Annotated in this window: 14 protein-coding genes; 12 read left to right on the top strand and 2 right to left on the bottom strand. The window is 53.4% G+C overall.

What is annotated here, in order from left to right:
• Positions 1–337 precede the first annotated feature (337 nt).
• Positions 338–682, top strand: a complete 345-nt coding sequence (locus tag AOA63_RS00985; RefSeq protein WP_053957958.1) for a hypothetical protein — start codon at positions 338–340, stop codon at positions 680–682.
• Positions 683–822: 140 nt separating this feature from the next.
• On the opposite strand, the gene AOA63_RS00990 is transcribed toward AOA63_RS00985, so the two are convergent.
• A complete protein-coding gene (locus AOA63_RS00990) occupies positions 823–1,386 on the bottom strand; it encodes a putative glycolipid-binding domain-containing protein (protein ID WP_053957959.1) in 564 nt (187 codons plus the stop codon).
• Positions 1,387–1,622: 236 nt separating this feature from the next.
• Between AOA63_RS00990 and AOA63_RS20075 the strand changes: the two genes are divergently transcribed.
• From AOA63_RS20075 to AOA63_RS01005, 4 genes are all read left to right on the top strand, one after another.
• The gene (locus AOA63_RS20075; protein WP_242848248.1) at positions 1,623–2,219 is read left to right on the top strand and encodes a transposase; all 597 of its coding nucleotides are present in this window, start codon (positions 1,623–1,625) and stop codon (positions 2,217–2,219) included.
• Positions 2,108–2,626, top strand: a complete 519-nt coding sequence (locus AOA63_RS20500; protein WP_171822557.1) for an IS3 family transposase — start codon at positions 2,108–2,110, stop codon at positions 2,624–2,626. The genes AOA63_RS20075 and AOA63_RS20500 overlap by 112 nt, the downstream gene beginning before the upstream one ends.
• Positions 2,616–2,873, top strand: a complete 258-nt coding sequence (locus AOA63_RS20505) for an integrase core domain-containing protein (RefSeq protein WP_431607690.1) — start codon at positions 2,616–2,618, stop codon at positions 2,871–2,873. Before AOA63_RS20500 ends, AOA63_RS20505 begins: the two co-directional genes overlap by 11 nt.
• 301 nt (positions 2,874–3,174) lie before the next feature.
• A complete protein-coding gene (locus AOA63_RS01005) occupies positions 3,175–3,678 on the top strand; it encodes a hypothetical protein (protein ID WP_053957960.1) in 504 nt (167 codons plus the stop codon).
• 18 nt (positions 3,679–3,696) lie between these two features.
• Here the strand turns inward: AOA63_RS01005 and AOA63_RS01010 are convergent, their stop codons facing one another.
• On the bottom strand, positions 3,697–4,998 hold the full coding sequence (locus AOA63_RS01010; protein WP_082343652.1) for an IS256 family transposase: 1,302 nt from the start codon (positions 4,996–4,998) through the stop codon (positions 3,697–3,699).
• 46 nt (positions 4,999–5,044) lie between these two features.
• On the opposite strand from AOA63_RS01010, the gene AOA63_RS01015 reads away from it, so the two are divergent.
• From AOA63_RS01015 to AOA63_RS01050, 7 genes are all read left to right on the top strand, one after another.
• The gene (locus AOA63_RS01015; RefSeq protein WP_139061423.1) at positions 5,045–5,284 is read left to right on the top strand and encodes a GNAT family N-acetyltransferase; all 240 of its coding nucleotides are present in this window, start codon (positions 5,045–5,047) and stop codon (positions 5,282–5,284) included.
• Positions 5,285–6,951: 1,667 nt separating this feature from the next.
• The gene (locus AOA63_RS01025) at positions 6,952–9,165 is read left to right on the top strand and encodes an EAL domain-containing protein (RefSeq protein ID WP_053957964.1); all 2,214 of its coding nucleotides are present in this window, start codon (positions 6,952–6,954) and stop codon (positions 9,163–9,165) included.
• A gap of 227 nt (positions 9,166–9,392) precedes the next feature.
• The gene (locus AOA63_RS01030) at positions 9,393–9,986 is read left to right on the top strand and encodes a DoxX family protein (RefSeq protein ID WP_139061425.1); all 594 of its coding nucleotides are present in this window, start codon (positions 9,393–9,395) and stop codon (positions 9,984–9,986) included.
• 300 nt (positions 9,987–10,286) lie between these two features.
• Positions 10,287–11,111, top strand: coding sequence for a sigma-70 family RNA polymerase sigma factor (locus AOA63_RS01035; protein WP_139061426.1), 825 nt, complete (start codon positions 10,287–10,289; stop codon positions 11,109–11,111).
• Between the two features lie 359 nt (positions 11,112–11,470).
• Positions 11,471–11,833, top strand: coding sequence for a diguanylate cyclase domain-containing protein (locus tag AOA63_RS20510; protein ID WP_139061427.1), 363 nt, complete (start codon positions 11,471–11,473; stop codon positions 11,831–11,833).
• 287 nt (positions 11,834–12,120) lie between these two features.
• Positions 12,121–13,167 carry a hypothetical protein gene (locus AOA63_RS01045; RefSeq protein WP_053957968.1) on the top strand — a complete coding sequence of 349 codons (1,047 nt, stop codon included), beginning with the start codon at positions 12,121–12,123 and terminating at the stop codon, positions 13,165–13,167.
• Between the two features lie 89 nt (positions 13,168–13,256).
• Positions 13,257–13,505: a hypothetical protein gene (locus AOA63_RS01050; protein ID WP_053957969.1), complete on the top strand. Its 249-nt coding sequence runs from the start codon at positions 13,257–13,259 to the stop codon at positions 13,503–13,505.
• The last annotated feature ends 104 nt before the right edge of the window (positions 13,506–13,609 follow it).

The raw sequence follows: 13,609 nt of genomic DNA on the forward strand, positions 1-13,609 counted from the left end.
GGAACAAACTGTAACAGATGCTTTGCGTTGTCATTGGGCACTGTAACTCCTCCTTAGCCAATTCAAAACGTCTACGCTGGATTATCACCCTAAGCGATTCGACACGTTTTCAAGAATTCCTGCCGCGGCTACTCCTTGGAAGCGCCATGGCACGCAAAATCATCTTTCAAAAATCGACCCATCACAATCGTCGTGTCATCCAGAGCCATATATTGTCGTAAACAGCCACATTCTGGCGAACGATTTCGGGCCTCGCGCTTTCGTGAATGCAGGAAACGATGGGGATGATGACGAAAAGAGTTCACCGTGAAATCTGGGGACAGACAAGGGGTCGAGAATGATTACACGTGTGTTGGTGTCGACGTGGGTAACCTGGGCGCAGGTGGTCACAGACATTGAGGATGAGATTCTCGCCGGGCAAGGGAGATTGACAGACCCTTGGGTGATTCGTGGATCGAACGGATCCACGTGGGAACGGTGGGGAATTTCCTGGCCCGACAATCGCCAGGATTCGATGTGGGTCGTGGCCCTGACCTTAGCGTATACCCTGGTGGATGGGCATATCGTCACGGAAATGACGATGGTTGCTGAACCGGTGGTGGACGCAGGTCAACCACGCAACGATTTGAAGATTCTCCGGCGGTTGGCGGGGCAGACACTGCTCCGGAACGAGTCGGCGTGAACTGCGACAGGGATTGTCAAACGGATAAGAGGGGCCGCGTCACGAAATTCTCTCGTAACGGTTCTTTTAAAGGACGCAGTAAACGCGAAATACCCTCCCCAATTTTCTAAAGCACCCGGTCCACGATTCTGTCAGGTCTTTCATAATGATCCCTCTGTGTCCCACACTCGGCACCACAAGCCGGGATAGTCCTGCACGATGCCGTGCCTATCGACCTGCAATGTGACCTGAAATCCACTGGTCAGTGATTCATACCGGTAGAGGTTCGGGGCCATGCGGGTGTAGCGTTGGACCAAGGGATGAACCGTGAGATCAGGGAATCGTATCCAGACCGCCGATAATTCCTGTGATGCACCGACGTCCAAGCGCAGACGGCGGATTGGCAACGTATTGGTCGAGGGAGTGACTCCAATGTCTACGTCATGGCATGGCATCAGGCGAGGGTCAACTGTGTCGTTCACCAGCCAGCTCCCGTTCTCCCCGCGACGTAATGTCCCGGATCGATCCTCACGTTCACTGAGGATTCGGAACTGCACCCAATGAGTGCTCCCATCGGGCCGGCACTGAACCGTATAGGTAAGGGCACCCCGGAGACCTTGGAGATCCCCAATGATGGTTCCCGAGATGGTCGTGTGGGGTTCAAATGTGAACCGGCAGTATTCTAGGCTTTGGCCCTGGGTGTGGCGCCAAAAGATGTGTGTCACCGTCTGCATCTCCTTACTTCGTGCTATCGCATTTCTTAACTCTTGCGCCTGCCATGGGTTGTCCGGTTCGAGGCGCATTGGGCGGCGGCATAGCCATCTCATCCTAACCGCCAAAAGAACCGCTCTTAAGCCCCCAAATGCTTCTAGACATCCCTGACGTCATGCGATACAATCCCCGATAGTTACCATTGCGGAAAATTTTGGCATCATTTACCTGAGGAAAGGATGGGGATGACATGAGTGAGTCGAAAACGATTACACCCGAATTGAAAGCCCAGTGCATTCAAGAAGCGCTAGACATCCAGAATGCCGCGGCGGTGGCGCGTCGGCATGGACTCCCGATTCGGCTGGTACAAAAATGGGTGCAGACCGCGACCCAGCGCGGGACCCCAGAGGAAGCGCGGGCCTTAAAGAAAGCGCTCCAACAAGCCACCACGGAAAATCACCAATTGAAGCAACTCTTAGGCGAAAAAGATTTAGAAATTGCTATTTTGCAGGATCTTCTAAAAAAAGCCCCCCGGGCCTCTCTGACCGATGTGCAGGAGCTCACCGGTGGATTCGACGAGGATACCCTGCCACCCGCGTCTGTCCGTGGGCTGGAGTGGCCCGGGCGACGTCTTAGGCCTGGCGAGCGCGATTACAGCGTCCGGCGTCATGGACGCCGAAACGGGGAGGAGGTCGACCCCGTCGGGGCTATGTGTGGACATCGAGTGGCACCAAAGTGGCTGAAGAACAAGTCCTGGAATGGCTCAGTGAGTTTATTACGGCCGGCGAGGGACCATGCTATGGCTATCGCCAATGGACCACATGGCTCCGTCGGGAGCACGACCTGATCATCAATAAAAAGACGGTCTATCGCCTCTTGCGAGCCGCTGATCTCTTGCAGGGACAACGCTTGCGGTCGCCCGACAACCGGCCGCCTCGCGTCATCGCCGCCAATCGCGTGGTCACGGGCCCCAATCCACTGGGGGAAATGGATGGGCAATACGGATACATCGCGGGCGAAGATCGCTTTTTTTACCTCTGTAGCGTCATCGATGTCTTTGATCGGTCCATTCTCGCCTACCATATTCGGTCTCACTGGTTCCGCTGTTCAGGCGGTCCGCGCCTTGCAAGGCGCGGTACGAGCCCGTCAAGCGGATTGGGGGAAGACGGTCCCGGTCATTCGGACCGACAATGGGCCCCAATTTGTGGCCCAAGCGTGGGCCACAGGATGTCAGGCCTTAGGGATGCAGCATGAACGCATTCCCGTGGCGACCCCGAATAAGAATGCACACATCGAATCGTGGCACAGTGTGCTCGAAGCCGAATGCTGGCGAAATCAGGTATTTCAGACAGGGGCCGAGGCGTATACGGTAACAACCGAGTGGATCCGGTTTTACAATGAGCGCCGCTTGCATGGGAGTTTGCATGATTGGGCTCCAGCTCAATATTATGTCCAATACCGCATGGGCACCGCGCCGACGATTCGGGTCGTGCGCTGTTAGCGCTTCTGCGCTCTTGTCGACGCATTATGGCCCGGAGGGCCGAGGGTCCCAAGCGCTGCGAAGCCACGGCAGAGCGGACTCTGGACGCCCGGCCGCTCCGGGCAGTATCCTCCGCGTCGCGAGCGCAGGAAGCTCCCCGCCCCCATGCTTATGGAAATATATTCCATCTCATCGTTATTGTGAGGGATCCCATGCGATCAGACGATTTGTCTAGATATTAGGGGTTAAACCGCCAACATCCTCGGGCCGGAAACTGGGAGCCATCGCCGTCGATGCCGCTTATCGCGGACAGGGAATCGGGATGCGCCTCTGGGCGGCGATCTGTGCAACCTTGGACGCGGGCGAATCGTTACGATTGGAGGGCATTTTTCCGCATGTATTTATTCCCGGAGTGGATCGCACGCAGTATGCCGCTGCGTGGTCATGGTTCTTACGGCGGGGATGCCAACCGCAACTGCCGGTCGTGGCGATGGAGCGGCGCTTGGATGATTTACCGAGGGACCACATCATCGTACCGCAGAAGGTGGCGACTACCGTTGAGGTTGGGGTGCTCCCCCGTTGGCTTCGTTATCGCGCATTGGAAACCGCACGGTCCTTTGGCCCCGGATGGGAACGGGCCGTGCGGGAAACGTGGCAGTGTGCCGTGATCCCGGAACGGGTGCTAGGACTTTATACGGCCACCGAGGTGTTAGGCATCAGCGTAGTGGGGGGCTACGGCGAACCGCTGGGGCGCTTAGGGCCGATTGGCGTGGTGCCTGCCGTGCGCGGGCAAGAGGTTGTCCCACACGTCGTGGAAATTCGCTAGCGCATCCTTTCGTGAGATTTATCCCATTTCCTCGGTTTTTCGATCAGGTTTTTGAGAAACGTGGGCTTTTAAGGCCTTTTGCAATATGGACATCTCGCGATACCCCGGGATTCGCGTCAAGGTGTCCTCGATGAACAAACTGGCCGATGCTAACCAACGTAAGACTTGTTGCCCGTTGGTCCAGTGCTTGACGTTCTGCGCATGGGTGCGGAATTGACTGTTAATCGATTCCATGGCATTGGTGTTGGCCAACGTTTGCCGCAAGAGACCCGGGAGGCCGAGACGATGAACCGTTAAGGTCTCTTCCAGCCCTTCCCGAAGACTCCCGGCGGCGCCGGGATGATCGCGTTCCAACTCATTGGCCAGGGCTTCTAAGGCGTGAGCGGCCGTGTCCGCATCGGGTTCTTGATAGGCTTTACGCAATCGCTGACGGACGCGATTTTCCGCCGATTTGGGCAGGTGGTCGAGGACATTGCGTTGTTTGTGGATTTGGCAGCGTTGGAGGAGGACCTGATCGCCCCAAACTTCGCGCACCGCTTTGGCTAAGGCTTTCGCCCCATCGATGACGACGAGTAATCCATCCGCGGCCGTCAGGCCGCGGGTGATGAGATCCTGTAATAAAGCCGTCACCACCGTGTGGTTTTCTGTGGCCCCTTCGACTAATCCCAACACGCGTTTGTGTCCCCCGGCATCAATGCCGAGAGCCCCGACCACCAGATGGTCGGCCACGCGCAAACCATCAATCATGATGACGACCCAGGTACGATCGTCCAATCGCCGTTGCAGGAAGCGGTCCAGCGCTTGCTGAGTGGCCTGGATAAAACGGCGACTGACGGTGCTTTTGCTCGGGCCAGACTGCGGGACCGCGGCCTCAAAGGCTGCATCGGCATGGCTTTGTTGACGACTCGCTAAGCCATACAGCATCCGTTCGAGCACCGCTTGGGTCGCGAGCGTGGGGTCCTGAAACTGATGATAGGTGTCTAAGGGAATTTCCTCCGAACCATCGGCAGCACGGACTCGCGGATGCGTCAGGGAAATTTTCCGGTCCCCCAAAAAGACGCGGCCGACTTCGGTCCCGTGCCGAACCGCTTGGCGCTGGGGATCATGCCGCCCTTTAGGTCCGGCCAGTTGCTCGACCTCTGCGGACATCATCTCTTGCAAGACCTGCAATCCCACCCGGACCGACAGGGCCAACAATCCGTTTTCGGCATCCCGCAGGATGTCCACCCACGGTACCGTCACAGGCTGTTCGGGAAGCGATTTTTTCTTTATACTGGTAGTCACTAGCGATTCCTCCTGAAGATGGGTAGACCTCTCTATTCAACCAGAGAGCCGTCAGGATCGCTAGTCTTAATTTCCACGAAAAATGGGGCATTCTCGCGGGCAAGGATGGGGTCGAGCGTTGCTCCACTATACGCTCCGCTATATGCGAGCCCATGCGGTGTCCCGAGCCTATTTTTTGCATTGCGTGGAAGGGAGCCCGGCCTATCATCTCTATCGTCATCAGGGATTTCACGTTATCCGAAGATTTGTGCCGATGATAAAATATGTCCCTAATGACCGAAAATCCGGTGATGCCAGCCCCGGACTGCCGCCCCAGGAATAAAGTGCCTTTTTGTTCGGGTATATCTGTCGGACGTGTGCCACTGCATCATGGAGGATGGCGATTAAGCCCCCAACGTTCCTAGACATGCGAACCTGTGATGAGGCATCTTTTCTTACGCAACAATCATGGAACCCGCAGTACTGCGGACCGAAAGTCCAACGGGAGATCTGCATCCGACATAACTCCGATTCGCTATTCGTTCATGCATCGCGATTGACAAGAATCATGGAATTTCAACACATTCGGACTCATGCAGATGGTCTGTCTCTTTTTACTGACTCTAACGAGCGATTGATTGCTTAGAGAAGGTTATTGCCAAAGTTTCCATCCTGAATGAGTTGAGGAGAGGGATCGGCTCTACCCAGCACTACAAGGGTCCGGACCGATCCCTCAATCCATTCGTATTCGCTCGACCGAGTGAGGAGAAATCGCAATTGGAACGCGTGATTTCGTTTGTCACGAAGCCACATGTTCTATATCGTTGCCCTAATCGTCTTTTGAGCAGTGGTTCCCCACCCAGTAGTGGGAGGCCGTCTGGTAATGCCAATGCCGGACGTTGCATTCGTGGAACTTTTTTCTTTGCGTTCAAACGACTTTGGCAGCAGTATAAGATGGAGTATCCCGAGGGATATCCGCCCTTTGGTAACCCTGCTAAGATCCGGGCAAATCGGTCTTGACGTATCCAAGGTTAACCTGGTGGTCAATAACTGCGATTCTTCGGGATATTCAACGAATTCTGTGGGAATATTCCGTGTTTTCCGCACCGTATACATGGAACTAGACTCCATCGGGGATCGCTGATCGTCGAGTCCCTGACGGATTAATATCGAACAGGCGCCATAGGATGGGCATACCGTAGTGGCTAATTCTTCCACGACACCCAATTCGCCGGCAACATATTGAGCTGGTTCGCCACCGGGACTTGGACTACTGCCAGAAGTACTTGTCTGTTGGCAAAGAAGGAGGATGTTGTGTTGTTGTTATTCATGCGGGTGGATTGTAGGGGCTACGATTAAAGGCGATAACCATCGTCAAAAAGGCCTTGTGTCGCATGCGGATACGTGTGCATCCGAAGGTACCAGCCAAACTTTTGTAGAACGACGGCCCCTTGTCGCCAATTCGTGATGCGTTATGCGATGAGGACCGTCTGACCTGCAATGATGAGTCATGGGAGACTAGTTCGCCTATCGGCAACCCTCAAGGCTACTTCTTTCGCTAAGATTCGCTCAGGATGCGAAATGTGAGAGAAAACCGGTTAAAATACATGGCCCATACCTCACACTGAAGGCTTTGAGTTGCTGGTCACGTCCCCGTGTCTCATGATGAGGACTCGAATTGGGGTTTCCTTTGATGACAGTCGGCCGCATAGCCGAATGGTTTGGTTGTGCATGATTCCCATCATGGCCATGATTGCGGTGACTATAGAGCGAAATCGTAAAAAGTTGTACTCGCTACGAGTTCTGAATGCCGGAAATATACCATATTTATGCTTTATTCGACTATACTAGACATAAAAGAGGACATCATCCAGGACGGCGAGTAAACAAGAGGCATTTGTTGTCTCCGACATAGCACTCGCCAACACATCTCCTCATTCCTGCATCTCTTTGCAAGCAAGAGTGACTCTATCATCTAATTTATGCGATCCCAGAAGGAGATCGGTTGTGATGGGACAGGAGTTGTCATTCACTCCCTGGTCACAAGATATCATTAACGGCACCTTATTGGCTGGACTGTTGGTAGGAATGTGGGAATGGAACGATCTATTGCGCAGGCGATGGTTTTTAGGCAGTCGGCTCTGTTTAACGCTCGGTATTCCCGTCGTGTTGGTGGGTTTAAGTCGGTGGGGACCATTTGAAATTCCGTTTATGATCTTTCTTGTCGCAGACCTCGCATTGTGGGTCATGATTCCCCACTCTTTATGGCAACTATTGGGCAGTACCCTGCTTATCGCTGGATTTGCCGCATCCGCCACACAATGGACTGCTCAGCGAGTTCTAGAAATGATTACTATTACCCTGTTGTCTCTCGCTTTTGCACGACTCATTCCTTATCTCAAAACTTTAAAGAAACGGATAGGATTGTATGTCATTGTATCCAGTCTGGCGCTGCTTCCCTTGATTCCCGGGCAGGACGCCGTGTCTGATGTCTTGACGTCCATTATTATTGCGGGATTTACCGTCGCCTATATTGTCGAACGCGCTGACAGAATGCGGCAATGGGAAGAAGATATCTATCGAGCTGAGCATGACGCGTTAACCGGGGCTTTCACACGATATGGTCTCAAAACCTGGATGGGCCACTTGTCACCGAGCGCTCGATCCGCGGGCATGATTATAGCGTGCGATCTCGACGATTTCAAATGGTTCAATGACACCTGGGGGCATGATGTTGGAGACCAAGTATTGCAGGCTTTTGCCCACCGTATTCGGACGGAACTCCGGGCCGAAGACGCGTTAGTGCGTCCGGGGGGAGATGAGTTTACGATATGGATGCCAAATATTGCACCCCGCGATGCATCCGGGATTGTCGAACGGTTGCACAATGCCGTGACGAAGGAACCCTATACATTCCCAACGGGATCATTTGATTTGGGCGTCTCGGTGGGATGGGCAGTTGGAACGCTTTCCGACGACACAGCGCACATCGCCGACCAAAATTTGCTGCGGGCTAAACGCCAAGGCAAAAATCGTGTCATCAGTGCTCCTGATCTGTCAGAAATCGCCGGTTCCCGAAAGACCCCGACGGCGCAAATCGGTTGGCTCGCCGACGCGGCCCAGGCCTTTTGGGCACAATGGTCTACCGCAGCGGTTTTGACCGATGCCGCGGGGACCATTGTTGCTGTGAATGCTGCGTATGAACAGCTAACCGGACGAACAGGGGACGAACTGGTTGCCCAGAAACCCGGCATCAACAGCGCGGGCGAGACGCCCTCTCACGTCTATGAGGCGTTATGGCAGCGTCTACAAGACGGCAAAACCTGGCACGGGCATTTAAAAAATCGCCGGCCCGATGGCACTCTATGGTGGGCCTATGAGACCCTGGTTCCCATCGCTATCGGCTCCCAAGTGATTGGCTATTGGGGCACCGTGCAGGAATGTCCTGCAGAAAGTCCGGTGCCTGTGGCATTCCCACTATCCGATGCGGCGTCGGATGTTGACACCCCCGAGGGGGATTTTCTACGTCATCTCACGTTCCAGGCCGTATTTCAACCCGTGGTCGACCTGGTGAGTGAATCGGTGATAGGACAGGAGGCTCTAATTCGTCCGCGATATCATGGACAGATATTGTCTCCGCTCCCAGTCTTTGCGAGGGCGCAAAGAGCCGGAGTGCTGGTGCAACTGGATGGCCTCTGCCTGCAAACGATTATTCAGGCAATCCAAGGGCAAGGGCCCTGGCCGGGGAGTCAGACGCTTTTTGTCAACGTGGTGAGCGCAACCTTGAAGAATCCGCCACGCTTTCGGCGTCATTGGCAGGATCTTCGTGAGATCGTGCCGCCAAATCAATTGGTCATCGAGGTGTCCGAGCGACACGTCGACGGGGTTGACTGGGAGACGTTAACGCAACCGTATCCCGAGGTGATCTTCGCTCAGGACGATGTGGGGGCGGGGGAATCTGATTTAGCACGACTGGTACGCTGGCACCCGGGCTGGATCAAAATCGACATCGCGCTAGTGCGCCGGATTGGCGACGATCGTCGCAGTCGAACCCTTATCCAGACATTGACAGACTGGGCGCATGACCAAGGGATGCGGGTCATTGCGGAAGGGGTGGAGACGGAGTCTCAAGCCACGCTGCTTCGCCAATGGGGGGTGGATGCTGCTCAAGGTTATTTCTGGGCGCATCCGATGCCGCAGTGGATCTTGCAGATAACCCGCTAACGAGAGCCTGTTGTGGCGTCCGAGGAGGAACTGACTCTCCTCCGCATCTCTGTGCAGACGCATTGGACCGGCAGTGGTGAACTCGACCCGTTATAAAGTCGACCCCACAAGCCTGTTGGACTACTACCGTACCGTCGGGACGTTCAACTCTACTCATCATGGGGATAGCGGTAGCGTCTCGTCCGGGGCGAAACCCATTACACGCTAGTCAAGGTAGGTGTTTTACGATGTTTAAGGACTCAATACCCAATCCGTCATTAGCCCAGTCAGGACCCAATGATCCAACGCGGAAATATAGACAAAAACTGGTAGGGGGATTACGCATCGTGTTCGGGGTGTTCTGGCTCATTGATGCCCGACTCAAATGGTCACCGGCGTTTTTTCACGAGTACGTGGGTCTGTTGAAAGCCGCCGCGGTGGGACAGCCTCCGTGGTTGCAGCCCTGGTTTCATGGTTGGATCGCACTCGTCTCGCCACATCCGGATGTTTGGGCCGTTCTGACTGCGCTAATAGAAACGGTAACGGCGCTGGGCTTGATCTTCGGATTTGCTCAAAAACTGGGATATCTCATCGGGAGCCTCTTTAGTTTAGCGATATGGAGCACAGCAGAGGGGTTTGGCGGTCCGTACACCCCCGGCGCCACCGATATTGGCACGTCCATTATTTATTTTTTAGTCTTTGTCTATTTGGCTGCCATGCAATATATGGAGGGATTGCCAGCCTATAGCCTTGATCGGTGGATCATCGCCCACTGGACGCCCTGGCGAAAGATTGCCACGTTTTCCACCGATGCAACAGGGTGGCCCAGTGATCATCCATGACGGGAAGCCCCCCGGACACGAAAGAGGTGAATTTTGTGGGATGGCGAAGAATTGGTGTTGTGGGGGCCGCAATAGCCTCCGACGCGCGCCCCAAGTCAATGCGAACCCTTAGGCTTTCGTATCGTCCAAACACCTGTGGTCTGGATATCGGATTGTGGCGTGTCGATTTCGATGGCCGCTTACGGTATCAATGGAACTGGTTACTGGGTTACCGCATCCCGCGCCGGATCACACACCACGGGAGGCGTTTGGTTGGGCTGTCCGAGAGATCAAACGGCATGAACGAAACAATTGGCCAGCGTGACGCGTGATCCGCTGGCGTCGTCGACGGTGCAGGGCATGTGGTCGTGGGCGTATGCTCTAGGCGAATATTGGAAGAACGGGGGAGAGGGCGACATGACCAATAACACCAATAACCTCAACACAAGATCCGCTAGGGGGTCTCGGCAGAGCCGGACGCTCTTGCCGACTGATGATTCTCCGCAAAAGACCGCGGAGGAGCCGGACGAGGCCACGTGGCACCAGTGGATAGCCCGTGCGCAAGCAGGAGATGAAGCGGTGTGGGCGTCGATTTTTGCGGCGGCCGACGGATTCGTTCGGCGCATGCTCCGGGGCTATTATTGGCCGGGGTTCGACAGTGATAGGGACGATGGAGAACAAATTGCACGGATCGGCGTGTGGCAAGCCGTGATGCAGTATCAGCCAACCCGTCAGATCCCGGTGCGTGCTTGGGTGCGGTGGGTTGTGCGTCGACGACTCGCCGATGGCGTGCGCCAGGCCACCCGGCACAAACAGGTGTTTTATCGTCACGCTTTGCGGTTGGATAGTCCGTGGGGAACGGAAGGCGAGACCAACTCACCTCTCGTGACGGGGTACCACCGATTAGCTGCCGACACATGTTCTGATCCCCTGCAATGGGTAGAGCGTCTAGAGGAACGCAACCACTTGTACGCGGGTATGGAGGCATTGACGGCATGGGAATGGCAGGTTCTATGGGATGTGGCCGACGGGTTATCCTATGGCGAGATTGCCCGGCTTCGCAGACGGCACCCGAAGGCGGTGGACAACGCCTTACAACGCGCTCGGCGCAAACTCCGGCAGTATTGGGCGAGCAAAAAGGTGTAATCATTCTAACCCTAAAACAGAACCGTTCCTCCGTAACCCCTCCGGCAACTGACGATGGGAACCCGGACTTGTATTTCTTCCATGGCTGCGAGCATTAACAGCCAAACGGTTTGGAATGATTTCATGCATGGCTTCGATCCTAGTGGATTTTGGAGCCAAAAATCTTCAGAATACTTTCTCGCTACTAGTGCAACAAAGAAAAAAATACGATTCGACATCATGAATAACACCACTCTCCTTTATTTTGACTATACTAACATTTTGAAGAAGGGAAATAATGCCAGGACGGCCAACAAACACAATCCAATACCATATTGTCCTGTATTCGCCCACTCCTTATTGCTTATCTGAACACCTTGATGGATACATACGACTTTAGACCGTTGTGTCGATGGTCCAATTGTCACTTCGCGTTCGATCCACATGTCGATGATCGTGTAGTGCAGGCTTTTGCCCACCGCATGCGGACTAAACCCCAGGCCGAAGACGTCTTAGTGTGTCCGGGTGGGGAGGAATTTACCATGTGGCTGCCAAACATTATGCCCAGTAATGCATCCGGGATTGTGGAGCGATTGCCCAATATTCTAACAGAGGAACCCAATCCCGAGAGGACAGATATATGCTCCATGGTCACTATGAGTCAAATACATTATTGTTCGATCACCTCGGATCGGACAAATCGTCGAAATGAAAAAACACCCGCGTGTTGGCTTTTGAGATGACAACCGCATGTATCCGTTCCCTCGCGAAGAATTTGTTAAAAAATCCAGAAGGTTTGACATCTCTTATGTCAGAAACCAAATCACAGTGATCCGAATTTTGTTATAATCGGATTCAAATCCATCCTACATGGCACGATCTTGCGAGGTCAAGGTTTAATTCTTTACACAGCGTGTAAGATACTCTAACGGAACTTAATTAAGAATTTCGTACGACTTTGTTGAACTGAGCATTATGACAACTGTATTGGTATTTATGCCATGGAAAGGTTAACAGGTGGGGGAGAAAAATGCGGTTTCGTTTGTTACGTGTCATTTCGGTAGTGTTTGCCATGTTGATGTCCGGTTGCGGCGCGACTCTTTCGAGTGCCCAACCCTCCAAGTTACCAAAAGCATATATGGTGTCTTATCTTAAAACTGGTACTCTGTTATCACAGGTGATGGCCCGTCACTATGTTGGAATTGAATTGCCAGTGGGTCCGCCTATTTATTCTAGCGTTATCCACAAAATGCATATGGAAGCTATTATCCGTTCAGGGCCGTTTGTGTATGATGTTGGTACTTTAGAAGGTGAACCCGTCGTTATCAATGTACCACCTTTGGATGGGATTACCATTCGATCACTGGCTACTGAACGGATGGAAACGATTTTTCATATTGGCACATTCATTTATGAAGGAACATCAGGATCGCATCTGCGACCATTAAGTTTTGGTGATGTGGTTATTGCAGCCCGTATTGTCGACTTTGGGAATTTCATTACATCCCGCACGGGTGCCATGATCCCCGGCGAATTCCATAATACAGAACCCGGCATTGGAGCCGGAAAATTTCTCTACTTGTACAGCAATCCAACTCTGGTCAATATGGTCGCCCAAGTGGCGATACCTCATAGTCTGGGAAAGACCCCGGCTCGTGTCTTAGATGAGCACTCAAGCCGCTATCCATGGGTGATGAAATTTGGCACGCAAGGATCCAGTGAAATGTGGTTAAAGGATCCTGCATTAATTGCTGCCAGCGATAAAGTATTTCATGAAGTGGACGAATCGGGCGATTACCCATCGGCCTTAGCCTCCGTAACAAATCACGTCCCTTTCATCGAATGGAACACGATCTCTGACAATGCATTAAAAGTTCCTACGCAGTTCAATGCGTTTTTCCATGAAGACTCACTGTTTGCTCAACGTCGGTCTAACACTATTCTCTTCAAATTGCTCCATTTGATGGCACAACGGCATATGATCTCTCCACCCCCCAGCAATCCAACCACTGACCCCTATGCGCCCGGAACCTTCCAACACGCGTTAACTCCCCCTAGTTATGTTGAACATCCTTAAGTCTTGTAGAGACCGAGAGAGCACGGGGCGATGTGTCATAGGGTGGGACTGATGCTCAGGCAAGATGTTTTTAGGGTGATTGACATTCAATGGAAACAATTGGTCAAGGTCTACGTCATCCCGGGTACCAACAACAATCTTCCGTGAATACGACATTTTGGGAGGTGCATGCTCGCCACGATGAACTCCGGCATTATGCCTTATGCCGGACGGTCCTCCTCGCATATACATCACCAGACTCCTATCCACATATTTTGGAGATTGGTCAAGACATTGCGGGATCGGAAGTGAGCATGTATGATGGCATCTACCAAGAAGCTTTGTCGCAAAGAATGTAAATTTTCTCTGACCAAACATCACGAAATAGGGAATGCAGAGAGGGAACCCCCCGGGAGTTCTCGGGGGGTTTGTAAGGGATACATGACAAAGAGTAGGACACTCA

Origin of the sequence: Sulfobacillus thermosulfidooxidans (assembly GCF_001280565.1) — a bacterium.
Lineage (GTDB): Bacteria > Bacillota > Sulfobacillia > Sulfobacillales > Sulfobacillaceae > Sulfobacillus > Sulfobacillus thermosulfidooxidans_A.